This window comes from Streptomyces cinnamoneus (genome assembly GCF_014650495.1).
Lineage (GTDB): Bacteria > Actinomycetota > Actinomycetes > Streptomycetales > Streptomycetaceae > Streptomyces > Streptomyces cinnamoneus.
This window is the reverse complement of record NZ_BMVB01000004.1, coordinates 98526-122581: the sequence shown is the minus strand read 5'-3', so window position 1 is coordinate 122581 and position 24056 is coordinate 98526. Positions and strand designations below refer to the sequence as shown.

General features: G+C 72.9%; 20 protein-coding genes. 6 read left to right on the top strand and 14 right to left on the bottom strand.

Features of this window, described 5'->3' with window-relative positions; translation table 11 throughout:
- The 3 genes from glpK to IE182_RS07530 form a co-directional block, all read right to left on the bottom strand.
- On the bottom strand, positions 1-1536 hold the full coding sequence (gene glpK / locus IE182_RS07540; RefSeq protein WP_190108889.1) for a glycerol kinase GlpK: 1536 nt from the start codon (positions 1534-1536) through the stop codon (positions 1-3).
- A 44-nt stretch (positions 1537-1580) separates the two neighbouring features.
- On the bottom strand, positions 1581-2363 hold the full coding sequence (locus IE182_RS07535) for an MIP/aquaporin family protein (RefSeq protein ID WP_190108888.1): 783 nt from the start codon (positions 2361-2363) through the stop codon (positions 1581-1583).
- Between the two features lie 372 nt (positions 2364-2735).
- Complete coding sequence (locus IE182_RS07530) at positions 2736-3500, bottom strand: IclR family transcriptional regulator (protein ID WP_190108887.1); 765 nt, start codon at positions 3498-3500, stop codon at positions 2736-2738.
- A 289-nt stretch (positions 3501-3789) separates the two neighbouring features.
- On the opposite strand from IE182_RS07530, the gene metH reads away from it, so the two are divergent.
- Entirely contained in the window at positions 3790-7296 is a 3507-nt protein-coding gene (metH, locus tag IE182_RS07525) for a methionine synthase (RefSeq protein ID WP_190108886.1), read from the top strand.
- Positions 7297-7335: 39 nt separating this feature from the next.
- On the opposite strand, the gene IE182_RS07520 is transcribed toward metH, so the two are convergent.
- Both IE182_RS07520 and IE182_RS07515 read right to left on the bottom strand, forming a co-directional pair.
- A complete protein-coding gene (locus tag IE182_RS07520) occupies positions 7336-8070 on the bottom strand; it encodes a hypothetical protein (protein WP_190108885.1) in 735 nt (244 codons plus the stop codon).
- A 114-nt stretch (positions 8071-8184) separates the two neighbouring features.
- Positions 8185-8952, bottom strand: coding sequence for a GntR family transcriptional regulator (locus IE182_RS07515; RefSeq protein ID WP_190108884.1), 768 nt, complete (start codon positions 8950-8952; stop codon positions 8185-8187).
- Positions 8953-9178: 226 nt separating this feature from the next.
- Between IE182_RS07515 and IE182_RS07510 the strand changes: the two genes are divergently transcribed.
- Entirely contained in the window at positions 9179-9319 is a 141-nt protein-coding gene (locus IE182_RS07510; protein ID WP_190108883.1) for a hypothetical protein, read from the top strand.
- On the top strand, positions 9316-9786 hold the full coding sequence (locus IE182_RS07505; protein ID WP_190108882.1) for a hypothetical protein: 471 nt from the start codon (positions 9316-9318) through the stop codon (positions 9784-9786). The genes IE182_RS07510 and IE182_RS07505 overlap by 4 nt, the downstream gene beginning before the upstream one ends.
- A gap of 37 nt (positions 9787-9823) precedes the next feature.
- Here the strand turns inward: IE182_RS07505 and IE182_RS07500 are convergent, their stop codons facing one another.
- The 6 genes from IE182_RS07500 to IE182_RS07475 all read right to left on the bottom strand — a co-directional run bounded on the left by IE182_RS07500 (position 9824) and on the right by IE182_RS07475 (position 16861).
- The gene (locus IE182_RS07500) at positions 9824-12082 is read right to left on the bottom strand and encodes a glycoside hydrolase family 31 protein (RefSeq protein WP_190108881.1); all 2259 of its coding nucleotides are present in this window, start codon (positions 12080-12082) and stop codon (positions 9824-9826) included.
- A gap of 96 nt (positions 12083-12178) precedes the next feature.
- A complete protein-coding gene (locus IE182_RS07495; protein ID WP_190108880.1) occupies positions 12179-13159 on the bottom strand; it encodes an SMP-30/gluconolactonase/LRE family protein in 981 nt (326 codons plus the stop codon).
- 154 nt (positions 13160-13313) lie between these two features.
- On the bottom strand, positions 13314-14543 hold the full coding sequence (gene mshC / locus IE182_RS07490) for a cysteine--1-D-myo-inosityl 2-amino-2-deoxy-alpha-D-glucopyranoside ligase (RefSeq protein ID WP_190108879.1): 1230 nt from the start codon (positions 14541-14543) through the stop codon (positions 13314-13316).
- A 117-nt stretch (positions 14544-14660) separates the two neighbouring features.
- Positions 14661-15491 carry an SCO1664 family protein gene (locus IE182_RS07485; protein ID WP_190108878.1) on the bottom strand — a complete coding sequence of 277 codons (831 nt, stop codon included), beginning with the start codon at positions 15489-15491 and terminating at the stop codon, positions 14661-14663.
- The gene (locus tag IE182_RS07480; RefSeq protein WP_190108877.1) at positions 15455-16045 is read right to left on the bottom strand and encodes a DUF3090 domain-containing protein; all 591 of its coding nucleotides are present in this window, start codon (positions 16043-16045) and stop codon (positions 15455-15457) included. The genes IE182_RS07485 and IE182_RS07480 overlap by 37 nt, the downstream gene beginning before the upstream one ends.
- 120 nt (positions 16046-16165) lie before the next feature.
- On the bottom strand, positions 16166-16861 hold the full coding sequence (locus IE182_RS07475; protein WP_190108876.1) for a histidine phosphatase family protein: 696 nt from the start codon (positions 16859-16861) through the stop codon (positions 16166-16168).
- Positions 16862-16986: 125 nt separating this feature from the next.
- Between IE182_RS07475 and corA the strand changes: the two genes are divergently transcribed.
- Positions 16987-17970, top strand: a complete 984-nt coding sequence (gene corA, locus IE182_RS07470; protein ID WP_229844655.1) for a magnesium/cobalt transporter CorA — start codon at positions 16987-16989, stop codon at positions 17968-17970.
- A gap of 25 nt (positions 17971-17995) precedes the next feature.
- Here corA and IE182_RS07465 read toward each other — a convergent pair whose 3' ends face one another.
- Together IE182_RS07465 and IE182_RS07460 are read right to left on the bottom strand one after the other, a co-directional pair.
- On the bottom strand, positions 17996-18784 hold the full coding sequence (locus IE182_RS07465; RefSeq protein ID WP_190108874.1) for a ferritin-like domain-containing protein: 789 nt from the start codon (positions 18782-18784) through the stop codon (positions 17996-17998).
- A gap of 210 nt (positions 18785-18994) precedes the next feature.
- The gene (locus tag IE182_RS07460; RefSeq protein WP_190108873.1) at positions 18995-20044 is read right to left on the bottom strand and encodes an LLM class F420-dependent oxidoreductase; all 1050 of its coding nucleotides are present in this window, start codon (positions 20042-20044) and stop codon (positions 18995-18997) included.
- Positions 20045-20192: 148 nt separating this feature from the next.
- On the opposite strand from IE182_RS07460, the gene IE182_RS07455 reads away from it, so the two are divergent.
- Positions 20193-21176 (top strand): aldo/keto reductase, encoded by a 984-nt coding sequence (locus IE182_RS07455; protein ID WP_190108872.1) that lies wholly within the window; start codon positions 20193-20195, stop codon positions 21174-21176.
- A complete protein-coding gene (locus IE182_RS07450; protein ID WP_229844654.1) occupies positions 21173-23224 on the top strand; it encodes a helix-hairpin-helix domain-containing protein in 2052 nt (683 codons plus the stop codon). The genes IE182_RS07455 and IE182_RS07450 overlap by 4 nt, the downstream gene beginning before the upstream one ends.
- Positions 23225-23279: 55 nt before the next feature.
- On the opposite strand, the gene IE182_RS07445 is transcribed toward IE182_RS07450, so the two are convergent.
- Entirely contained in the window at positions 23280-24050 is a 771-nt protein-coding gene (locus tag IE182_RS07445) for a hypothetical protein (protein ID WP_190108871.1), read from the bottom strand.
- Positions 24051-24056 lie beyond the last annotated feature (6 nt).

Below are 24056 nucleotides of genomic sequence, written 5' to 3'. Positions count from 1 at the left end.
TTACTCCTCGTCCTCGATCCAGCCCATGGTCCGCTCGACGGCCTTGAGCCAGCTCTTGTACTCGCGGTCACGCGTGTCCGCATCCATGCGGGGGGTCCACTCGGCGGCCCGGCGCCAGTTGGCGCGCAGCGCGTCGGTGTCCGGCCAGAAGCCGACGGCCAGGCCGGCGGCGTAGGCAGCGCCGAGGCAGGTGGTCTCCGCGACCATCGGGCGCACCACGGGGGCGTCCAGGAAGTCCGAGAGCGTCTGCATCAGCAAGTTGTTGGAGGTCATGCCGCCGTCGACCTTGAGTGCGGTCAGCTCGACGCCGGAGTCCTTGGTCATGGCGTCGGTGATCTCGCGGGTCTGCCAGGCGGTGGCCTCAAGCACGGCGCGGGCGATGTGCGCCTTGGTGACGTAACGGGTCAGGCCCGCGATCACACCGCGCGCGTCGGAGCGCCAGTAGGGGGCGAACAGGCCGGAGAAGGCCGGCACGAAGTAGGCGCCGCCGTTGTCCTCGACGGAGCTGGCCAGGGTCTCGATCTCGGCCGCGCTCTTGATGAGGCCCATCTGGTCGCGCATCCACTGCACGAGGGAGCCGGTGACGGCGATGGAGCCCTCGAGGGCGTAGACCGGCTTCTGGTCGCCGATGCGGTAGCCGACGGTGGTCAGCAGGCCGTTGTAGGACTGGACGGGCTCGTCACCGGTGTTCATCAGCATGAACGTGCCGGTGCCGTAGGTGGACTTGGCCTCGCCCTTGTCGTAGCAGGTCTGGCCGAAGAGGGCGGCCTGCTGGTCGCCGAGCGCGGAGGCGACGGGGACGCCCGCCAGGGCGCCGCCCTTGGCGGTGCCGTAGACCTCGGCGGAGGAGCGGATCTCCGGCAGGACGGCGGCCGGGATCTCCATGGAGGAGAGGATGCGCTCGTCCCACTCCAGGGAGCGGAGGTTCATCAGCATGGTGCGGGAGGCGTTGGTGACGTCCGTGACGTGCACGCCGCCCTCGACGCCACCGGTGAGGTTCCAGATGACCCAGGAGTCCATCGTGCCGAAGAGGATGTCGCCGCGCTCGGCGCGCTCGCGCAGGCCCTCGACGTTGTCCAGCAGCCAGCGGACCTTGGGACCGGAGAAGTAGGACGCCAGCGGCAGGCCCGTCTCACGGCGGAAGCGGTCCTGGCCGACGTTGCGGCCGAGCTCCTTGCACAGGGCGTCGGTGCGGGTGTCCTGCCAGACGATGGCGTTGTAGACCGGCTCGCCGGTGTTCTTGTCCCACAGCAGCGTGGTCTCACGCTGGTTGGTGATGCCGATGGCCTTGACGTCGGCGGCGGTGATGCCCGCCTTCTCGACGGCGCCCGCGACGACTTCCTGGACGTTGGTCCAGATCTCCACGGCGTCGTGCTCGACCCAGCCCGGCTTGGGGAAGATCTGCTCGTGCTCCTTCTGGTCGACGGAGACGATGCGGCCGTCGCGGTCGAAGACGATGCAGCGGGAGGAGGTGGTGCCCTGGTCGATCGCCGCGATGAACGGGCCGTGGCCGTGGCTGCCGGTGGTGTCGGTCATGGTGTGTGTGCTCCTGGGAGTCTGAAGGTCTCGGCTGTTGCTGCTCAGAATGCGAGCTTGTGGATGCCTGCGGCCAGAGCGGCGCCGACGAGCGGGCCGACGACCGGCACCCAGGCGTAGCTCCAGTCGGAGCCGCCCTTGTTCGGCAGCGGCAGCAGGGCGTGCACGATGCGGGGGCCGAGGTCACGGGCGGGGTTGATGGCGTAGCCGGTCGGGCCGCCCAGCGAGAGGCCGATGCCGACGACCGCGAGCGCGACCATCAGGGTGCCCGTGCCGCTGACGGCCAGGCCCTTGGTCAGACCCAGGGTGAGGATGAACAGCACCAGGACCGCGGTGGCGATGATCTCGGTGACGAGGTTCTGCACCACGTTGCGGACCTCGGGACCGGTGGAGAAGATGCCCAGCACCGGGCCGGCCTCCGGCGTGGCGGTCTGGTCGACCATGCCCTCGCGGGGGTTGAGCGAGGCGACGAGCTCCGGGTCCGTCAGGTGGGCCTGGAACTGGCCGTAGTAGGTCAGCCAGACCAGCGTGGCGCCGATCATCGCGCCGAGCATCTGGGAGCCGATGTAGAGCGGCACGTCGCTCCACTCGACCGCACCGTCGATGGCCAGGCCCAGGGTGACGGCCGGGTTGAGGTGCGCGCCGGACTTGGTGCCGATGTACGCACCGGCCAGCACGGCGAAGCCCCAGCCGAACGTGATGGCGAGCCATCCCGCGTTCAGTGCCTTGGAACGCTTCAGGGTGACGGCGGCGCACACGCCACCGCCGAGCAGGATCAAAACTGCGGTACCGATGAGCTCACCGGTGAAGATGTCGGAGCTGGACACCCGCGACTCCTTTGTCCTTCGTCCAGGGGAAGGCGAACCCCGGGTCCCTCCGGTGGTCCGCGCCCTCCGTGAGGGCGTTGATCGGTCCCGCGGCAATGCACACCATAGCGAATATTGTCGTCAGGTGTTCGACAATGCCGACCGATGAACGGCAGCTTCCTGCACGGTTAAGGGCGCGTCAAGGGCTCTGTGACCGGAAACTCTCGGCCAATAGGCCGGAAATGTACGTTCGGATACCGACCGGTAACGAGCCGGTCTCGGGGGCCGGGAATCCGGCTCACAACCGACCGGACCACCGGTTTCGCGCGCCGTTTCGCGCACCGGTTCGTGCGCCGTTCCGAGTGCCTCCGGCGCCCGTCGCGGGCGCCCGCCTCAGAAGCGTCCGGCGCCGAGGTCGCGGGAGACCGCCCGCGCGCAGTCACGGACGGCGGCGACGAGCCGCGCCCGGAGCTCGCCGTCCTCGCACACGCGCTCCACGGCGCCGGTGATGCCCACGGCACCCACCGGCATCCGGCGACGGTCGTGGATGGGGGCGGCGACGGACGCCACGCCCGCCCAGGTCTCCTCCACGTCCGCGGCCCAGCCGCGGGCCCGGGTCAGGTCCAGGACGCCTTCGATGTCGGGCAGGGCCGTGACGGTCCGCGGCGTGAACGCCTCCCGGTCGGCCTCGGCGACCTCGGCGTGCGCCACCGGGTCGTAGGCGCAGAGCACCTTGCCCAGCGCGGTGCTGTGCAGCGGCTGCATCGCGCCGACCTCCAGCACCTGGCGGCTGTCGTCGGGGCGGAAGACGTGGTGGATGACGAGGACGCCCTGCTGGTGCAGCACGCCGAGGTACACGCTCTCGCCGCTGGAGCGGGCCAGGTCGTCCGCCCAGACCAGGGCGCGGGCCCGCAGCTCGTGCACGTCGAGGTAGCTGTTGCCCAGCCGCAGCAGCTCGGCACCGAGCTGGTAGCGCCCCGATGCCGGGTCCTGCTCGACGAAGCCCTCCTGCTGCAGCGTCCGCAGGATGCCGTGGGCGGTGCCCTTCGCAAGGCCCAGCGCGGAGGCCACGTCGGACAGGCCGAGCCGCCGCTCGCCACCCGCGAGCAGACGCAGCATGGCCGCCGCCCGTTCGAGCGACTGGATGGTCCGTGCCATCGAGCAACCTCCTTACGCGCCGCCCGGCTGTCTCCGTTCGGCAATGCTGAACACTATCGGCCGATGCCGACCACGGGGTACCTGACAACAGCCACGACCATGATCATCGAGAGTGGCCTCCCTGGCCGAATCCGGGTGGCTGACTCCATGGTGACGGAGCCCCGCGCGCGGCGGTCCGGAGGGTGGGACGCCCCCTCCTTCCGGCGATCCCGCCAGCTACGCTTGCCGCGTACGCCTTCTGCAGGGAGGGCGTAAAGCCGACAGTCGTCGCACACCCGGGAGCACTTCCATGGCCTCGTACACGCCATCGACCCCTCTTTCCGCCCGCGTCGCGCAGTTGCGCGAGGCGCTCGCCACCCGCGTGGTGGTGGCCGACGGGGCGATGGGCACGATGCTCCAGGCGCAGGACCCCAGCCTCGACGACTTCCAGCAGCTCGAAGGCTGCAACGAGGTCCTGAACGTCACCCGCCCCGACATCGTGCGCTCGGTGCACGAGGCGTACTTCGCCGTCGGCGTGGACTGCGTGGAGACCAACACCTTCGGCGCCAACCTCGCCGCCCTGGGCGAGTACGACATCCCCGAGCGCATCGTCGAACTCTCCGAGGCGGGCGCCCGCATCGCCCGCGAGGTCGCCGACGAGTTCGCCGCCGGCGACGGCCGCACCCGCTGGGTGCTGGGCTCGGTCGGGCCCGGCACCAAGCTGCCGACCCTGGGCCACGCCCCCTACGACCGGCTGCGCGACGCCTACCAGCGCAACGTCGAGGGGCTGATGGCGGGCGGCGCCGACGCGATCCTGGTGGAGACCACCCAGGACCTGCTGCAGACCAAGGCGTCCGTCGTCGGCGCCCGGCGCGCGATGGAGGCGGCCGGCGTGGAGCTGCCGCTGCTGGTCCAGGTGACGGTCGAGACGACCGGCACGATGCTGCTGGGCTCCGAGATCGGCGCGGCCCTCACGGCGCTGGAGCCGCTCGGCATCGACATGATCGGCCTGAACTGCGCCACCGGCCCCGCCGAGATGAGCGAGCACCTGCGCTACCTCTCGCGGCACGCCCGCACCCGCGTCTCCGCCATGCCCAACGCCGGCCTGCCGGTCCTGGGCAAGGACGGCGCCCACTACCCGCTCACGCCCGCGGAGCTGGCGGACGCGCACGAGACGTTCGTCCGCGAGTACGGGCTCTCCCTGGTCGGCGGCTGCTGCGGCACCACGCCCGAGCACCTGCGCCAGGTCGTCGAGCGCGTGCGCGGCATGGAGCCGGGCGGGCGCAGCCCGCGCCCCGAGCCGGGCGCCTCCTCGCTCTACCAGACCGTGCCCTTCCGGCAGGACACCTCCTACCTGGCCATCGGCGAGCGGACGAACGCCAACGGCTCGAAGAAGTTCCGGGAGGCCATGCTGGAGGCCCGCTGGGACGACTGCGTCGAGATGGCCCGGGACCAGATCCGCGAGGGTGCGCACCTGCTCGACCTGTGCGTGGACTACGTGGGCCGGGACGGCGTCGCGGACATGTCCGAGATCGCCGGCCGCTTCGCGACCGCCTCCACACTGCCCATCGTGCTGGACTCCACCGAGCCGGCGGTCATCCGGGCGGGGCTGGAGAAGCTGGGCGGCCGGGCCGTGATCAACTCCGTCAACTACGAGGACGGCGACGGGCCCGACTCCCGCTTCGCGAAGATCACCCGGCTGGCGGTGGAGCACGGTGCGGCGCTGATCGCACTGACGATCGACGAAGAGGGCCAGGCCCGTACGCCCGAGCACAAGGTCGCCGTCGCCGAACGGCTGATCGCCGACCTCACCGGGAACTGGGGAGTGCGGGAGTGCGACATCATCGTCGACTGCCTCACCTTCACCATCGCCACCGGCCAGGAGGAGTCGCGGCGCGACGGCATCGCCACCATCGAGGCGATCCGCGAGCTCAAGCGCCGCCACCCGGACGTGCAGACGACGCTGGGCCTGTCCAACATCTCCTTCGGGCTCAACCCCGCCGCGCGCATGGTGCTGAACTCCGTCTTCCTCAACGAGTGCGTCGAGGCGGGCCTGGACTCGGCCATCGTGCACGCGAGCAAGATCCTGCCGATCGCACGGCTGGAGGAGGAGCAGCGCGAGGTCGCCCTCGACCTGATCCACGACCGGCGGCGTGAGGGCTACGACCCGCTGCAGCGGTTCCTGGAGCTGTTCGAGGGCGTGGACACCAAGTCCATGAAGGCCGGCAAGGCCGAGGAGCTGGCCGCCCTGCCGCTGGAGGAGCGGCTGCAGCGCCGCATCATCGACGGCGAGAAGAACGGTCTGGAGGCCGACCTCGACGAGGCCCTGGCCGGACGGCCCGCCCTGGAGATCGTCAACGACACCCTGCTGGAGGGCATGAAGGTCGTCGGCGAGCTCTTCGGCTCGGGCCAGATGCAGCTGCCGTTCGTGCTGCAGTCGGCGGAGGTGATGAAGAGCGCGGTGGCCTATCTGGAGCCGCACATGGAGAAGTCGGACGCCGAGGGCAAGGGGACGATCGTCCTGGCGACGGTGCGCGGCGACGTCCACGACATCGGCAAGAACCTCGTCGACATCATCCTCTCCAACAACGGCTACAACGTCGTCAACCTCGGCATCAAGCAGCCGGTCTCGGCGATCCTGGAGGCCGCCGAGGAGCACAAGGCGGACGTCATCGGGATGTCCGGGCTGCTGGTGAAGTCCACCGTGATCATGAAGGAGAACCTGGAGGAGCTGAACCAGCGCAAGCTGGCGGCGACGTACCCGGTGATCCTGGGCGGCGCGGCGCTGACGCGCGCGTACGTCGAGCAGGACCTGCACGAGATCTACGAGGGCGAGGTGCGGTACGCCCGCGACGCCTTCGAGGGCCTGCGCCTGATGGACGCGCTGATCGCGGTGAAGCGGGGCGTACCGGGGGCCTCGCTGCCGGAGCTCAAGCAGCGGCGGGTGCCCCGGCGCGACGTCGCGGTCTTGGAGGTCGACGAGCCGGAGGGCGCGGTGCGCTCCGACGTCGCCGTCGACAACCGCGTGCCCGAGCCGCCCTTCTGGGGCACCCGGGTCGTCAAGGGCATTCCGCTGAAGGACTACGCGTCCTGGCTGGACGAGGGCGCCCTGTTCAAGGGCCAGTGGGGCCTGAAGCAGGCCCGCGCGGGCGGTCCGACCTACGAGGAGCTGGCCGAGACCGAGGGCAGGCCGCGCCTTCGCGGCCTGCTGGACAAGCTCCACAGGGAGAACCTGCTGGAGGCCGCCGTCGTCTACGGCTACTTCCCGTGCGTGAGCAAGGGCGACGACCTCATCCTCCTGCACGAGGACGGCACGGAGCGCACCCGCTTCACCTTCCCGCGCCAGCGGCGCGGCCGGCGGCTGTGCCTGGCGGACTACTTCCGTCCGGAGGACTCCGGCGAGCGGGACGTCATCGGCCTGCAGGTCGTCACGGTCGGCTCGCGGATCGGCGAGGCCACGGCGGAGCTCTTCGCCTCCGACTCCTACCGCGACTACCTGGAGCTGCACGGCCTGTCCGTGCAGCTGGCCGAGGCCCTCGCCGAGTACTGGCACGCGCGCGTGCGGGCGGAGCTGGGCTTCGGCGGCGAGGACCCGGAGGACGTCGAGGGCATGTTCGCCCTGAAGTACCGTGGCGCCCGCTTCTCCCTCGGCTACGGCGCCTGCCCCGACCTGGAGGACCGGGCCAAGATCGCGGACCTGCTGCAGCCGGAGCGCATCGGCGTCCAGCTGTCGGAGGAGTTCCAGCTCCACCCGGAGCAGTCCACGGACGCGATGGTCCTCCACCACCCGGAGGCGAAGTACTTCAACGCCCGGTAGGCGCGCTGCGGCCGCCCCTCCTGGGGGGCGGCCACTCCGTCACGGGACATCGGCCCAGCGCTGCTCTTCGGGAAGGGCGAGCTGGTCGAGGCGGTACAGCAGACCGGGGTCCGCGTCGCCGCGGGCCCTGATCCGTGGTGCGGCGTGGTGCAGCACCCAGGAGATCAGCTCCGCGTCCGGCCGCGGGTCGACCGTCACCCAGCCCTCGCGGGTGTACGTGAGCGCCGGCGACAGGAGGTCGTCGATCCGGTCCTCCACGAAGTCCAGCAGGTGCGCGTCGGCCACCGGGCCGGTCTCGTTCTCCCAGCGCGCCAGACAGGGCACCGGGGAGCCGTGCGCCTCTTCGCAGAACGCGAAGGTGTCGAGGAGGGTGTGGGCGGGCCGCGGCTCACGCAGGGCGGCGGCCCAGTAGGCGTCGAGGAAGGCGTGCACGGCTTCGGCCTGATGGCCGGGCCACCGCTGCCAAGCGGCGCCACCCAGGCCGAGGCCGTGCGCATCGCTGACGTGCTCCCCTTCCGCCACCAGGGCCGTCAGGCGCGGCAGGACGCGGCGCATCACTGCCGCGTTGTCCGTCCAGTGGCTCGGCACTTCCCGCGCCACGTACCACACGAGTTCGTCCGGGAGCGGGGCATCGGGATCGCGCAGCCACGCGATCTCTTCCTCGCCGTAGCAGAAGAGACACCCGCTCTCCCGCGGGTCGGCCGCCTGCCCGGCGAAGGCTTCGGCGACACGGGCCACGGCGGCGGCCAGTTCGGGGGTGGTGATGGCGTGCACGGGCGTTCCGTCCGGGACTCCGGCCGGCGACGGCCGAAGGGGGTGACGTTACAGGACGCGTCCGCGTCCGGCTCGGCCGGCCGGTCAGCCCAGTCCTCAAGTTGCCACCACCAGTCAGGGAGAAGCGCCCTCGACGGGGATCTCGTAGGCGACTTCCCAACGAGCGTCCGGCACTGCGATGTCGGCCGTCTCGACCGGGCGGCCGTCGGTGTCGTAGTACGTGCGCTCGATCTCGATGATCAGATCACCCAGGCTGATCCCCAGGAGGTTGGCCTGCGCCTGTGTCGCCCGGGCCGGACGGGGCACCTCGACCGCCGTTTCGACCACGACTCCGATGGAACGCATCCGCTCGACCACGCCCATGCCGGCCAAGGGCCCGAGCTCAGGGAGGACGATCGGTGTGTCCCTGGTGATGGCCATGGGCTCCCAGCTCTCCGAGAGTTGCACGGGCTGACCGTCCGCCAGGAACTCGTAGACCGTGCGGACACAAGGGTCACCGGGCTCGATGGCAAGGCGATGGGCGATGCGTTCGGGTGCCGCCACGCGGGCCTCGGAGTGGGACTCCCACGATCCTCGCCGCCCTTGCTCCCGCATGCCGGAACGGAAAGGTGAGTCTTCACGCCGCTCTCGGTGGCGGGACCGGACCATCCGCGAACGCTCGCGGGGCGTGCGCACGTATGTGCCGGATCCGGCACGTCCCTCCAGCAGCCCCTCGACGATGAGGCGTTCCTGCGCCTTCTGCAGCACGTTCGGGCCGACTCCGTACTCGGCGGCCAGCTGAGCGCGGGAGGGGAGCCGGTCCCCCACCGTCCACTCACCGGCGGCAATCCGGCGCCGCAAGTCATGGGCGACGCGCAAGTAGGGCGGTTGTTCTGCGGCCATGGGCTCTCTCCGTGCTGCCCGTGAGGCTGGGGTTGCGGCGGCATTGACAACCTAATGCATCAGGTGGATTCTAATGCATTAGCAATACGTTACGTGATCGACTGCTCACCCGGGGGCATCTGTGTGCATCGCAAAAGCCCAGGCCAAAGCACTGGCCGCGCTCCTTGCGGCAGCAACCGGGTGTACGCCGCGCACCAACGAGACACGTCAACGAATCCGCGTCGAAGTGGACCTCCCACCCGACCTGAGCGAACAGGCCCGACGTGCCGTCATGGTCAGCCTCGTCGAGACGGACCGCTACGGACACGACCGCACCCGGCACGGCGCGGTCGTCTGGGCCGAACTGGACCACAGGAGCAGCACATGAGCCACAACCCGTTCACCCACTGGCTCGCCCGAGCCGCCACCGACCCCCACGCCACCGTCCACCTCTGGGACATGGGCTGCACCGCCCCGCTCCTGACGGGCAGGCGGTGGGACGTGGTGCAGGTGGACTTCGCCCTGGCCACGGCTGCCGTCGCCGAGCTGCGGGCCCAGGGCCACCACGTCGGGCCCTACCTCATGAGCGGCACTGAACGCGCCATGTGGTGGCTGCTTCCACTGGGAGCGGGGCGGGGGTTCGTCACGGAGGAAGGCGTCATCGTCTACCCACCCGGCTGGGCGCTCCTGTCCCCGCCGCCCGGCAAGTACCTCCGCGACCGTGTGTGGGTCCTCCCCGAAGAGGAGGAGGGAGACGGGCAAGGCCCCCGTCTCACCTCCCCCGGCAGCCTGCGCGCCGCGCTCGACGCGGCGGGCCGGGCGCTCGCCCGGAAGGCGGCCGCCCCGGCGCGCTGACGGCGCGGCGCGGGGTGCCGTCCCGGAGGGAGTCCGTCTAGGACGTGATCGCCACCGTCAGAGCCCGGTCCGTCGGCTGGGGCGGTGTCTTCAGCTGGACGACGCCGCCGCGGTCGGCGGGGTCGTACCACCAGCCGCGGTCCGCCTTCTCGAAGGCGTCCTTCGACTCCAGGCGCGGCAGGTCCTGCCCGTTCAGCGTGGCCGTGGCCGGTGCCGTGCGCGTGTGGACGGTGAAGTGGGTCGGGCGCGACGTCTGCTTGCCGCGGTAGTCGCCGGTGAGGGCGCTCAGCTCCAGGGTCACGTCGGCCGCGGACCGCGTCCGTACCGTCAGCTTCTGCTCGGCGTACGCGCCCGACCTGTGGGCCCGCGTCACGCCGTCGTCCTCGTACAGCGTGAACGAAGAAGTCCCCTGCGGGTAGACGTCCCAGGCCACCGGGGAGTCCGGCGTGCGGTCCTCGTAGGAGCGGATGCCGGGCCACATCGGGATGTTCGCGCCGGCCTTCACGAAGAGCGGGAGGGTGTCCAGCGGGGCGCGGTAGCCGTTCACCGTGGTCGGGCCCTCGTACGTGCGGCCCGTCCAGTAGTCGGTCCACTTCCCCCGTGGCAGGTAGATGCCGTCGCGGACCTCCTTGTCCTCGTACACCGGGGCCACGAGGAAGTGTTCACCCGCCAGGAACTCGTACTTCGCCTCCTCCGACGACGCCCGGGGGTCGTCGGGGTACTCCAGCGCCAGCGGGCGCACCGGTCCCACGCCCGTGCGGGTCGCCTCCGCCGCGTAGCTGTACGTGTACGGCAGCAGTGACTCCTTCAGCTTCAGGTACCTGCGGTTGACCGAGGTGTACGGCTCGCCGTACCGCCAGGGCTGCTTGTCGCTCGGCGCCCAGCCGTCCATGGTCATCACCGCCGGCAGGAACGCCTTCCACTGCAGGTCGCGCACGTACGTCTTCGGGCTGCCGCCGAAGATGCCGTCCACGTCGCCCGTCGTGTAGGCCAGGCCCGACATCGTCGCTCCCGCGTACGTGGGGATCTGCCAGCGGATGTACTCCCACGAGCCCTTCTGGTCGCCGGACCACTGGACTCCGCAACGCTGGGCGCCCGACCAGCTCTCGGGGGCCCAGGTGAAGCCGCGGGCGTCGCTGTTGTCCTCGATGCCCTTGTAGGCGTCCTTGCAGCCGTCGAGGGCGAACTTGTAGCCGTCGCCGACCCACGCCACGTCCAGCTTGGCGACCCGCTGGCCGGCCTTCACCTGGTCGGCGAGCTTCGCCAGGCCGTCCTCCGTCCACAGGCCCATCTTCATCCTGCGGTCGCCCAGGCCCTTGTTCACCTCGGCGAGGTTCTCGTACCCGCAGCCGTAGCCGTCGTTGACGAGCATCCAGCCGAGCGGCAGGTCGTGGGCGGTGTAGCCGTCGGCCACCTTCAGCGCGTCCAGCGTGCGGCGCTCGCCGCGGTTCTTGTTGTGCAGGTAGCAGTCCGAGTCGCCGATCTCCAGCCCGTACAGCGGGGGCAGGAAGGGCCTGCCGGTCAGCTTCGTGTAGCGGCCTATGACCTCCTTCGGCGTCGTCCCGGCGACGTAGTAGGCGTCGAAGCGCCGTTCCTGCGCGCTCGTCGTCACCGGGTCGCCGAAGGCGTACGTGTTGGGGGCGTACGTGTTGCGGTAGACGCCGTAGCCGGCCGAGGAGAGGTAGAAGGGCACGGAGTTGGGGTGCCCCCCGTCGTTCCAGTTGTAGTCGACGCCCACCTCGACCGTCCGGCCGCGGTGCGAGGTGTTGCCCCGCCCGTTCTGCATCCCGGCGCCGTAGAACTGCTCGGCCGCGCCCCGCCCGAGGGTCTGCGTGGTGCGGTCCGCGGTCCAGGTCAGGCCCTTGGTCTCGGCCCACAGCCGGGAGCCGTCGGCGCGGTGGAGGGCGAAGCGCAGCGGGTGCTTGTACGCCCGCAGGGTCAGTGCCGGGGTGCTCATCTCGTAGCGGTCCGGCCGCTCCCGCCACCGGGTTCCGGGCGGCGGGCCCTGTGGCAGGACGATGTCCTTGCCGGTGGGGTCGGTGAACGTGCCGTCGGGTGCGAGTTCGATGCGGAAGGTGTCGGCCGACACGAAGCTGACCCGTGCCCGGGCCGGGCCGGCCTGGAGGTGGAAGACGGGGCCGGCCGTGGAGAAGCCGGTGATGTCCCCGACGGTCTGCTCGGCGGCGCCGGCGGCCGGTTCGGCGTGCGCGCCGCCGGCCGCCGGGCCGGCCATGGCCGCCAGGAGCCCGAGGAGGGCGGTGGCGGCCATCGCTCTGAGGCGTCGTGGTGTTCTCATGGTGGCGTGCATAGCGTTCCCGGCGCGGGCGCGCCCATGGACTCACGTGCCGGGTGCGTGGACTTGTGGCATCGGGGAGCAGGAGGCCGCCCCGCGTCAGCGCGGCACCGCCACCGCGTCGTACTGCGTCGTCGGCGTCGGGTCCACGTCGAAGCGGGCGTTGGGCAGGTAGAGGCGGTCGCCGTAGGCGGCCACGGTCGTCGGGATGCGGAAGCGCGGGTCGGTGATGCGCCGGACCGCGCTGCCGCGCCGGCCGCCGGCGTCCAGGTGCAGCACGTCGACGGCGTTCTGCTTCTGCTGGACGACGTAGAGGGTGCGGCCCAGCAGCAGGGCTCCGTCCCCGTCGGGGAGCCTGGTGGTGCCCAGGTCGACGCGGCGCGCGTCGCCGGTGCGCGGGTCCACGCGCAGCAGGCTGCCGCCGTCCTGGTGGACGTTGACGACCAGCAGCGCCCTGCCGTCGGGCGTGGTGGCGATGCCGTTGGAGGTGAAGCCGCCGTCCGGGGCCTCGGCCCATTCGCCCGTCAGGCGCAGCGTCACCACGTCGCGGGCGGGCGGCAGTTCGCCGCGCGGGCCGAGCGGGAGCCCGTAGACCTGGGCGTGGGTGGAGTCGGTGAACCAGGCGGCCCCGGGCGTGAGCACCACGTCGTTGACGAACGTCGCGGCCGCGCCGACCTCGTACGTGGCGAGGATCCGGCCGCTGCGGGTGTCGACGACGCGCAGCCGGCGGGAGGCGCCACCGGCGATGAAGGCGCGGCCGTGGCGGTCGGTCTTCAGGCCGACGGACATGGCGTCGGTGCCGGTGTGCAGGAGGGTGCCGTGCCCGGTGGCGAGGCTCGCCCGGTAGAGGGAGCCGCCGCCGAGCGAACCGAACCAGGCGTACGGGCCGGGGCCGATGGCGATGCCCTCGGGCCGGAAGCCGTCGGGGAGGGCGAAGCGGGTGGGCCAGCGGGCCGGCTCGCCCGGGGCACCGGGAGCCGCCGCGGCCCGGTGCACCGGGCCGAGCGTTCCCGCGGCCGCCGCGGCGCCCAGCACGGCACCCGCCCGGAGGACTCTTCGGCGTGCGAGGGGACCTGTCATGGTGCGCGTCCTTCCGACGAACGGTCACGACGCCGCTCACCCCAGCACAGCGCCGGCCCACGACGCGCCCCCCACGCCGTCATCTCCACAAGCGAAAGGGGGCGCTCCCGCGGAAGACCGCGGAGGCGCCCCCGAGACCGGTGGGGTCAGGACCTCACAGCGCCACGCCCAGCAGTGCGTCGGCCGCGCGGGACACCAGGCCCGGCGCGCCCTCGTCCGTACCGCCGTCGGCGGCCTGAGCCGCGGCCCAGCGGTCGATGGCGGCCAGGGCGGCCGGGGCGTCGAGGTCGTCGGCGAGGGCCCCGCGGACCTCCTCGACCAGCGCGTCCGCGGAGGGGCCGTCGGGGCGGGAGACGGCGGCGCGCCAGCGGGCCAGGCGCTCCTCGGCCTCGGTCAGGACGGAGTCCGTCCACTCCCAGTCGGCGCGGTAGTGGTGGGCCAGCAGCGCGAGGCGGATGGCGGCGGGGTCCACGCCGTCCCGGCGGAGCTTGGAGACGAAGACGAGGTTGCCCTTGGACTTCGACATCTTCTCGCCGTGGAGGGCGACCATGCCGGCGTGCACGTACGTCTTGGCGAAGGGGTGCTCGCCGGTGAGGGCCTGGGCGTGCGAGGCGCCCATCTCGTGGTGCGGGAAGATCAGGTCGGAGCCGCCGCCCTGCACGTCGAAGCCCATGCCGAGGTGGTCCAGGGCGATGGCGACGCACTCGATGTGCCAGCCGGGGCGGCCGGGGCCGAGGGAGGCGCCGTCCCAGCTGGGCTCGCCCGGGCGGGCGGCCATCCACAGCATGGGGTCGACGGGGTTCTTCTTGCCGGGGCGCTCCGGGTCGCCGCCGCGCTCGGCGGACAGCAGGCGCATGGCCTCGGCGTCGAGGCGGGAGACGCCGCCGAAGGAGGGGTCGGAGGCGACGGAGAAGTAGATGTCGCCGTCGAGCTCGTAGGCGGCGCCCGCGTCGCGCAGCCGCTCGACGAGGGGCACGATCTTCGGTATCGACTCCACGGCACCCACGTAGTGGCGGGGCGGGAGCATGCGCAGGGCGGTCATGTCCTCGCGGAAGAGGGCCGTCTCGCGCTCGGCGAGGGCCTCCCAGTCGTCGCCGTTGGCGATCGCCCGCTCCAGCAGCGGGTCGTCCACGTCGGTGACGTTCTGGACGTAGTGAACCTGCCGCTTGGTGTCGAGCCACACGCGCTGCACCAGGTCGAACGCGTTGTAGGTCGCCGCGTGTCCCATGTGGGTGGCGTCGTAGGGCGTGATGCCGCAGACGTAGATACGGGCGACGGGACCGGGGGCGAGGGTCACTCGCTCGCCGGTCGCGGTGTCGTGGATCCGGAGGTCGCGGCCACTGCCGGGCAGGGCGGGAACCTCAGAAGCGGGCCAGGCATGCATGACTTGAGCGTAACCGGATGCACGTTCCGGATACGAACCGGGCGCGGGGGTTGGCCGAAGTTCCGTTCTTGCGCACGCCGTCCGACGTGTGTATTCCCGGGCCCCGGCCCGTAAAGATCACACCGGCGGCCAGGGGATGGCCGGCCACTGGCCGCTCGGCTCGCGGTGGCGCCCCGTTCGCAGCAGCTCCGCGACCCGGCCCCGCAGGGCCTCGATCTCGGCCGGGGTGATGAGCTCGGCCAGCCGCCGGGCCAGGGGCCGCCCGTCGGCCAGATCGGCCGAAAGCCGTCGTAGGGCCGTCAGGGCTTCCCCGGGGAGGGGTTCGCCCGCCCAGCCCCACAGCAGGGTGCGCAGCTTGTCGTCCGCGTTGAACGTCACGCCGTGGTCGATGGCGTAGAGCCGCCCGTCGGCGGAGGGGAGCAGGTGGCCGCCCTTGCGGTCGCCGTTGTTGATCACCGCGTCGAGGACGGCCAGCCGGCGCAGCCGCTCGTCGTCGGCGTGGACCAGCAGGGCGGTGCGGTCCTCGCCGACGTCCGCGAAGCCCACGGCCTTCCAGCCGGGCCCCGGCTCGTCGCCCTCGACCAGGGCCAGCAGCGCCGCCCCGGTCTCCTCGTCCGCCGACGCCTCGATCCACAGCTGGCACATGCCCTGCCCGTAGGGGCCGTCGCGCAGCACCGTGGGCGGGATCAGGCCCCATCCCATGGCCTCGGAGAGCTCGTAGGCGGCGACCTCGCGCTGGGCCAGGGTGCCGTCGGGGAAGTCCCACAGGGGCTGCTCCCCCGCGACGGGCTTGTAGACGCAGGCAGCGCTGACGCCCTCGTACTCGACCGTGCAGTAGAGCACCGCGTTGGACGCCTCGCGCACCTGGCCGCGCACGGTCAGCTCACCCTTGGCCAGCAGCTCGTGGGGCGTCACGCTCCGCGGCGGTATCCGTTCTGGCGCGGACATACGTGTCCCTCCGGGTCGAGCGGCAGGCTGCACAGCGGGCACGGGGGCCGGCCGGCGTTGACGACTTCCAGGGCGCGCTTGGCGAAGGCGCGGGCCATGGTGCCGGTGAGCCGCACGCGGAGCATGGGCGGCCCGTTCACCTCGTCCTGCAGCAGCCGCTCCTCGGCCTCGGCGAGGTCCTCGTCGGTGTCCGCCTCCAGCTCGACGAGGGCCTGTGCCTCCACCACCATGCGCTGGGTCTCGCCGTCCCAGGCCAGGGCCATGGTGCCCACCCGGAACTCCTCCTCGACGGGGGACTCCAGGGGCGCGCTGTCGGCGAACTCGACGGGCGCCACGGCCGGCACCGGGGCGCTGCCGCCGGTGCGCCGCACGACCTCGTCGAGGAGCTCGTCGATGCGCTCGGCGAGCGCCTCCACCTGGGTCTTCTCCAGCGCCACGCTGGTGGTCCGGCCGGCCGCGGTGGCCTGGAGGAAGAAAGTACGGCGGCCCGGCAGCCCGACCGTACCGGCGACGAAGCGGTCCGGAGGGTCATAGAGGAACACCTGACGGGACAACGTCCTGCTCCATGGGGATCGGTGGTCGGAGGGTCGGCGGTCGCGGTGGCGCGCCACGGGTGCGGGCCCGCGGGCGGCGGCCACGGGGCTCCCGCGTCACCACCCTACTGCGCACGACGATCACGGTGCTCCCGCACCACCGCCCACGGCCGCGTCCCCGGCCGCCCCCTCGCGCTCGCCCGTGTGCGGGACGAGCCCGCCGAGGTCCCCGGTGTCGCCGAGGCGCAGCAGATAGGGGCGCAGCCGCGTGTAGCGGATCGCGGTGACCGAGCAGGGGTCGGCGGTGATCCGCTGGAAGTGGTCGAGGTGCAGGCCGAGGGCGTCGGCGACGACCGACTTGATCAGGTCGCCGTGGGTGCACATGAGGTAGACGGCGTCCTCCCCGTGCTCGCGCTCGACGCGCTCGTTCCACTCCCGTACGGCGTCGACCGCACGGGCCTGCATGGCGCGCACGGACTCGCCGCCGGGGAAGGCGGCCGCGGCGGGGTGGCGCTGGACGACCTCCCACAGGGGTTCGCCCGCGAGCTCGGCGAGCTTGCGGCCGGACCAGTCGCCGTAGTGGCACTCGCCGATGCGCTCGTCGGTGTGCAGCGGCAGCTGCGGACGGGCGGCGAGCAGCGGCCGGAGGGTCTCCTCGCAGCGCTGGAGGGGGCTGGTGACGGCGGCGGCGAGCGGGACGCCGGCCAGCCGGGCGGGCAGGGCGGCGGCCTGGGCGGCGCCGCGTTCGTCCAGGGCCACGCCGGGGGTCCAGCCGGCGAGCACTCCCCCGGTGTTGGCGGTGGACCGGCCGTGCCGGACCAGGATCAGCGTGGGCATGACCACCAGCCTACGACCGCCCGGTGCCGGCACGGGGCATGAGAGGGTCGGAGGAAGGGTGGTGCGGGACCGAGGGGGAAGCAGCGGGGGAATCGACAGGGAAGCTACGGGGAAGAGGGACTCGCGTGATCGTGGACTGCGCCATCTACCGGGACGGGCACCGAACCGAGGGGCCCGCCGACTTCAGCGACGCCCTCGACCAGGCGCGCGCGGACGGCAACTCGTTCCTCTGGATCGGGCTGCACGAGCCGACGGAGAAGGAGTTCGAGCTCGTCACCAGCGAGTTCGGGCTGCACCCGCTGGCCGTGGAGGACGCCCTCAACGCCCACCAGCGGCCGAAGCTGGAGGTGTACGACGACTCTCTGTTCATGGTCCTCAAGCCCGTGGTCTACGACGACGACGCGGACACCGTCACCACCGGCGAGCTGATGCTGTTCGTGGGCGACTCCTTCGTGGTGACCGTCCGGCACGGCGAGGGCAGCCCGCTGGCGCGGGTGCGCCGGCGGCTGGAGCAGGACCCGGAGCTGCTGTGCCACGGGGCGACGGCCGTGCTGTACGCGGTGAGCGACGAGGTCGTGGACCAGTACACGGACGTGGCGGCCCTGCTGCAGGCGGACCTCGACGAGCTGGAGGCCGAGGTGTTCGCGCCGGTGGGCGGGGACACCAAGCACACCGCCTCGCGGATCTACTCCTTCAAGCGCCAGGTGGTGGAGTTCCGCCGGGCCACCAGCCCGCTCGCCGAACCGGTGGCGCGGCTGGTGGGGGCGGGCCTGCCGTTCGTCGACGAGCGCTCGCGCCCGTTCTTCCGCGACGTGGGCGACCACCTGACGCGGACGAACGAGGCCGTGGACGGCCTGGACCGGCTGCTGAGCGACATCCTCTCGGCGCACCTGGCGCAGATGGGCGTCCAGCAGAACGACGACATGCGCAAGATCTCCGCGTGGGCGGCGATGGCGGCGGTCCCGACGATGGTCGCCGGGGTGTACGGCATGAACTTCGACCACATGCCCGAACTGCGGCAGACGTGGGGCTATCCGGCGGTGGTGGCGCTGATGGCGGGGCTGGTGTTCTGGCTGTACCGGATGTTCAAGGGGCGCGGCTGGCTGTAGGGCGGCCGGCTGCGCGACGCGGAGTTCAGGCGAACTCGGCGGCGGTGGTCACGGGGCCGCCGAGGGCATCGCGCCGCTCGGGCATGCGCAGGCTGACCATGCGGCGCCAGCCGCCGAGCCGCTCGTAGGCGTGCACCGCGTGGATGCCCGCGGTGAGGGCGGCCGCCTTGGCCCGGGGCCAGCGCAGGATGCGGCCCATGTGGGCCATCACGGCGAGGCTGACGTCCCGGTAGACGTCGATCTCGCCGAGCGCGCTCTCGCGCAGCAGCGCCTGGATCGTCCGGCCGTGCCCGGCGGCGGCCAGGCGCAGCAGTTCCTCGTGGCAGTAGGCGAGGTGGTTGGCCTCGTCGTGGCAGATCATCCGGACGGCCCTGCCGACCTCCGGGTGGTCGCCGAAGTGCTGGGTGAGCATGTCCATCTGCTCGGAGGCGCGTTGCTCGGTGACGCGGCTGTGCGCGAGGTAGGCGACGATGTCCCGTTCCGTCAGCGGTTCCTCGGCGCGCAGCACGGCGTGGGGCAGGCCGATGCCCCGGCGTTCGAGGATCATGGTGTAGTCGGTCTCCGGCGGGACCTCGACGGGTTCGATGCCGCGCCGGTGCATCAGGGCCCGGAAGATGCGGCCGTGCTTGTCCTCGTCCGCACCGTGCCGGGCGATCTTCGGCGCCAGGGCGCGCTGGCTGTCGGGCACGAGGGCCGCGATCCGGCCGTTCTCCCAGCCGCCCTGGGCCTCGCCGCCGGCGGCGATGGAGCAGAAGAGGCGGTAGGACTCGTCGTCGTCCAGGATCTCCTGGAACAGGCTTCTGGCCGTGAGCATGGCCTCACCTCCGTGACCACCGAGTCAAGTGCGCCCCGCGGGGTGCGGCAATCAGAGGGAGCGCGCGCTCGGCCGAACGGGGGATGTCGGGCGGAGATTCGAAGGCGTCCCGGCGCGTAACCACCGGGCCGCCCGGGCGTTGTGTTCGGTGTCGGCCGTGGCGGGGAGGACCACCCCCGAGCCCCCACCACGGCCGCGGATTTCCCCGGGTCAGGCCAGTCCGGCCCGCTCCAGCGCCTCGACGCCGGTGCGCAGGCTCGCGATCCGCTCGTCGAGGGTGAAGCCGGCGGGGGCCAGGGACAGCGTCGTGGCGCCCGCGTCGGCGTACGCCTGCATGCGGTCGGCGATGCGCTCGACGGGGCCGAGCAGGGCGGTGGAGTCGATGAGCTTGCGCGGAATGGCCGCGGCCGCCCCGGCCTTGTCGCCCGCCAGGTACTTCTCCTGGATCTCGGCGGCCTCCTTCTCGTAGCCCATCCGCTGCGCGAGCTTGTTGTAGAAGTTCTGCTTGGCGCTGCCCATGCCACCGACGTAGAGGGCGGTGTACGGGCGGAAGAGGTCGGCGAGCGCGTCGACGTCGTCGCCCACGGCCATGGGGACGGTCGGGACGAGGTCGAAGCCGTCGAGGTCCTTGCCCGCCTTGGCGCGGCCCGCGCGCAGCGCGCCCAGGGTGGTCTCCTCGGCGTGCTCGGGGGCGAAGAAGACGACGAGGGCGCCGTCGGCGAGCTCGCCGGTCTGCTCCAGGTTCTTGGGGCCGATCGCGGCGATGTAGAGCGGGATGCGCTCGCGGACGGGGTGCACGGTCAGCTTGAGGGGCTTGCCGGGGCCGCCGGGCAGCGGCAGCGTCCAGTGGGCGCCCTCGTGGACGACCCGCTCACGGGCCATGGCCTTGCGGACGATCTCGACGTACTCGCGGGTGCGGGCCAGCGGCTTGTCGAACTTCACGCCGTACCAGCCCTCGGAGACCTGGGGGCCGGAGACGCCGAGGCCGAGGCGGAAGCGGCCGCCGGAGAGCGAGTCGAGGGTGGCCGCGGTCATCGCGGTCATCGTGGGCGTGCGGGCGGGGATCTGGAGGATCGCCGAGCCGACGTCGATGCGCTCGGTCTGCGCCGCGACCCAGGACAGCACGGTGGGCGCGTCGGAACCGTACGCCTCGGCGGCCCAGCAGACGGAGTACCCGAGCCGGTCGGCCTCGCGGGCGACGGCGAGATTGTCCGCGTCCATCCCGGCTCCCCAGTAGCCGAGGTTGATTCCGAGCCTCATCCGACCCATCCGGGCACCCCTTACTGATCAGTAACGTCGTCGTTGCGGGGACTCTAGCGCGCCGACCCGGAGTACGTCACCGGCCGGTTCCGTGAGCCCTGCGAAGGCCCGGCGACGCGGCGGGGTGCGAACAGTACCCTCAGCGCTCATGGAACAAAGGCATCTCGGCCGCACCGGCCTGCGGGTCTCCCGGCTCGGGCTCGGCACGCTCACCTGGGGCCGGGACACCGGGGAGCACGAGGCGGCCGAACAGCTCAAGACCTTCTGGGACGCCGGCGGCACCCTCGTGGACACCGCCGACGTCTACGCCGACGGAGGCGCCGAACACCTCCTCGGCCGGCTCCTGGAGGACCTCGTGCCGCGGCGGGACCTCGTCGTCGCGACCAAGGCCGGCAGCGTCCTGGACCCCGACCGCCGCGTCGACTGCTCGCGCGGCCACCTGCTCGCCGCCCTGGACGCCTCGCTGGACCGGCTCGGCACCGACTACGTCGACGTCTGGCAGATCCACGCCTACGACCCCGCGACGCCCGTCGAGGAGACGCTGCAGGCCGTCGACCTCGCCGTCGCCAGCGGCCGGGCCCGCTACGCCGGGGTCGTGGGCTTCTGCGGCTGGCAGCTCGCCCGGGCCGCGACGTGGCAGCTCGCCGCGCCGGGGGTGCGGACGCGGCTGGCCTCGACGCAGATGGAGTACTCGCTGCTGCAGCGCGGCATCGAACGCGAGGTGCTGCCCGCCGCGCTGGACCTGGGCATCGGCGTCCTGCCGTCCTCGCCGCTGGGCCGGGGCGTGCTGACGGGCAAGTACCGCCGCGCCACCCCGGCCGACTCCCGCGGCGCCTGTGAGCACCTGGCCCCCTTCGTCGCCCCCTACCTCGACGATGCGGCCGGCCGCATCGTCGACGCCGTCAGGACCGCCGCCGACGGGCTCGCCGTCACGCCCCTGCAGGTGGCCCTGGCCTGGGTGCGCGACCGTCCCGGGGTCGTCGCCCCGCTCGTCGGCGCCCGCACCGCGCAGCAGCTCACGGAGGCACTGTCAGTGGAGGGCCTTAGTCTTCCGGACGAGATCCGCCAGGCGCTCGACGACGTGTCGGCGCCCGTGCACCGCTATCCCGACCAGGACTGGAGCACCCTGTGACCAACGACCGCGGTCACCTCCCCGCCGACGGCGCCGCCGCCGACCCCGAGGGTGCCGGCGCCCCCGGCAGCCCGGAGCCGGACGGCGCGACGTCCCCGGCCGGAGAGCCGGCCGCCCAGGACGCGCCGGGCGAGCAGCCCGGGGCGCAGGAGGCGGCCGCCGGCAAGCGGTCCGCCGTCGCCGAGGCGCTGGCGGCGGCCGTGAAGGCCGTGGAGAGCGGGGAGCGCGACGCCGCGTCGTTCTTCAACGAGCCGAAGCCCGCGTCCCGGCCGCGCCGGCCCGCGCCGGCCCCCCGGCCCCCGGCCCACCCCGCACCGGCACCCGCTGCCTCCCCGGCGCGGGCGGCGATCCCGCCGAGCGCGGGCCTGGTCGAGGTGCTGGCCGCCGGAGGGGCGCCGGAGCAGCTGGCGGCCCCGGCCGCACAGGCGCTCGGGGAGCACGCCGCCGAGGCCCTGCGGGAGGACCCGTGGCGGCTGCTGGCCGTGCCCGGGGTGCGGCCCGAGCAGGCGGACGGCTTCGCACGGGCCCTGCTGGGGCCGGAGTGCGGGCCGGGCGACGAGCGGCGCGCCCAGGCGCTCGTCGTCTGGCTGCTGGAACGTGCCGCACTGGCCGGGCACACCGTGCTGGAGGCCCCTGCGCTCCGCGCCGAGCTCGCCCGGCGCGCCGTCCCCGACCCGGACGAGGCCCTGCAGGCCGCCATCGCGGAAGGCGCCGTCCTGGTCTTCCAGGAGGGTCAGGACGAGGCCGCGGCGACGGACGACGACGCCGAGGCCCCCGTTGTGCTGCTGCTGGGGCTCGACCGCTACGCCATGGCGGAGGAGAGCCTCGCCGACGGCCTCGCCCGGCTCGCCAACGCGGCCCCGCCCGAGGACGCCCCCGGCTGGGAGCAGGCGGCGGCCGCCGCCCCCTCCCCCTCCGCGGCCGAGCTGATCCGGGCCGCCGCGGCCTGCGGCCTGGTGACGCACAGCGGCGGCGAAGCGGCCCGCGCCGAGCCCGCCGCCCTGGTCACGGCGGCCGCCGGGCTGGGCCTGCGGGCCTGCGCCGCCGCGCACACCGAGGACGGCCGGCGCCGCCTCGCCGAGCTGGGCGTGCCCGAGGCCGTGACCGTCGCCGGCCTGCTCTCCGGCCAGGAGGGTCCCGGGCGTGACGAGGACGGCTCGCTGGCCCTCGACGTGCTGGTCGTCCTGGACGCGCCCCAGCTGGACGTGGAGGGTGCCGCCCTGCTGGTGGAGTCGCTCGCGGACGGCACCCGGCTGGTGCTCAGCGGCGACCCGGGCGTCCTGTGGTCCGCGGGCCCGGGCCGCGTGTTCGCGGACCTGACGGCCTCCCGCGCCTGCCCGTCGGTCGTCTCCCGCACCCCCGACCCGGGCCCCCTCGGGGAGCTCGTCTCGGGCATCGGCATCGGCGAGCTGACCGCGGTGGACGCCCCCGGCAAGGAGGTCGTGATCGTCCCGGTGCGGGAGCCGGCCGAGGCGGTGCACCGCACCGTGCAGCTCGTCGCCGACTCCGTGCCCCGCGCGATCGGCGTGCCCGCCACGGACACCCAGGTGATCACGCCGGGCCACGGCGGGCCCGCCGGCACCCGCGCGCTCAACGCGGCCCTGAAGGAGCGGCTGAACCCCGGCCCCGGCCGGTTCGGCGGCTTCGACCCCGGCGACAGGGTCGCGTACGTCCCCGCCCCCGGCCGCATGGTGCCCGGGACCGTGGCCTCGGCGGACGCCGAGGGGCTGCGGCTGGACTGCGGCGGCACACCTGTCGTCGTCCCGCCGGACCGCGTCGCCGAGCAGGTGCGGCACGGCTGGGCCGTGACCGCCCACCAGGCGGCCGGGACGCGCTGGCCGGCGGCCGTGGTGGTGCTGCCGGGCGACGCCGCGGCAACGCTGACCAGGGCGTGGGTCTACACGGCGTTCAGCCGCGGCGAGCGGCACCTGTCGGTCGTGCACGGCGTGGACCAGGCGCTGCCCCGCGCGGTCGCCGAGGTCCCGGCGACCGCGCGGACCACCCGGCTGCTGCCGCTGCTGCAGGCCCAGGCCCGGACCGCCGGGTGAACGGCGGCCGCCTGCGGGCCCCTTCCGGGCCCGCAGGCGGCCGCGACACCGCAGGTCAGCGCCGGCGCACCCGCGAGGGCCCGTTGCCCGCCCGCCCCTCGTCGCCTCCGGCGTCCTCGCCGTCGAGCTCGCCTTCGTCCTCGTCCTCGCCGTCGTCGCCTTCGTCCTCACCGTCCTCGTCGTCACCGTCTTCGTCCTCGTCGAAGACGGCACTGACGTCGAAGCGGCAGATGACCCGCTGCGGGTCGGCCTGCTCGAAGGGGGTGGACAGCCACTCGCCCGGCTCGGACGGCTCCTCGGCGGCCGACACCCACAGCGTGGAGTCGCCCTCCTCCAGGCCGAACTCCTTGTGCCGGGAGGCGATTTCGTCCGGCTCGTACTCGCCGAAGAGCACCCCGAGGGCGGCGTGGACGCTGCGCCCGACGAGGCCCTCCGCGCCGCCGTGGGTGCCCGGCTCCGTCTCGACGTCGACGTCCGGGTCGAGATCCGCGACGCGCTGCGCCTGGGAGAGCAGCCGCTGGGGCTCGACCACGGCGTAGTCCCTGCGGATCAGCACGCTGAGTGCGCTCGGCTCCTCCGGCCCGGCGTAGGCGGGAAGCGTGTCGTCGCCGGGGATCTCGAAGGGCGTGACCTCGTCGTAGACGTCGTAGAGCAGCTCGTCGTACGCCTCGGCTGTCGCGGCCAGCTCGTTGAACGCGGCGTAGACGGCCGGGTCGTCCTCCCCCGAACGGCGTTCGACGGCGTCGAGGTGGCGGTCCAGAGCGGCTTTGACCGCCTCGGCGGCGGCCCGTACCTCGGCAGCGGTTGGCTGCGCAGCATCAGACATAGTGCA

Bases quoted from the DNA above. Each gene is read 5' to 3' on its own strand.
- glpK (WP_190108889.1), bottom strand. From the start codon at position 1,536: ATGACCGACACCACCGGCAGCCACGGCCACGGCCCGTTCATCGCGGCG.
- IE182_RS07530 (WP_190108887.1), bottom strand. From the start codon at position 3,500: ATGGCACGGACCATCCAGTCGCTCGAACGGGCGGCGGCCATGCTGCGT.
- metH (WP_190108886.1), top strand. From the start codon at position 3,790: ATGGCCTCGTACACGCCATCGACCCCTCTTTCCGCCCGCGTCGCGCAG.
- IE182_RS07515 (WP_190108884.1), bottom strand. From the start codon at position 8,952: ATGGCCGCAGAACAACCGCCCTACTTGCGCGTCGCCCATGACTTGCGG.
- IE182_RS07505 (WP_190108882.1), top strand. From the start codon at position 9,316: ATGAGCCACAACCCGTTCACCCACTGGCTCGCCCGAGCCGCCACCGAC.
- IE182_RS07500 (WP_190108881.1), bottom strand. From the start codon at position 12,082: ATGAGAACACCACGACGCCTCAGAGCGATGGCCGCCACCGCCCTCCTC.
- IE182_RS07495 (WP_190108880.1), bottom strand. From the start codon at position 13,159: ATGACAGGTCCCCTCGCACGCCGAAGAGTCCTCCGGGCGGGTGCCGTG.
- mshC (WP_190108879.1), bottom strand. From the start codon at position 14,543: ATGCATGCCTGGCCCGCTTCTGAGGTTCCCGCCCTGCCCGGCAGTGGC.
- IE182_RS07485 (WP_190108878.1), bottom strand. From the start codon at position 15,491: ATGTCCGCGCCAGAACGGATACCGCCGCGGAGCGTGACGCCCCACGAG.
- IE182_RS07475 (WP_190108876.1), bottom strand. From the start codon at position 16,861: ATGCCCACGCTGATCCTGGTCCGGCACGGCCGGTCCACCGCCAACACC.
- IE182_RS07465 (WP_190108874.1), bottom strand. From the start codon at position 18,784: ATGCTCACGGCCAGAAGCCTGTTCCAGGAGATCCTGGACGACGACGAG.
- IE182_RS07460 (WP_190108873.1), bottom strand. From the start codon at position 20,044: ATGAGGCTCGGAATCAACCTCGGCTACTGGGGAGCCGGGATGGACGCG.
- IE182_RS07455 (WP_190108872.1), top strand. From the start codon at position 20,193: ATGGAACAAAGGCATCTCGGCCGCACCGGCCTGCGGGTCTCCCGGCTC.
- IE182_RS07445 (WP_190108871.1), bottom strand. From the start codon at position 24,050: ATGTCTGATGCTGCGCAGCCAACCGCTGCCGAGGTACGGGCCGCCGCC.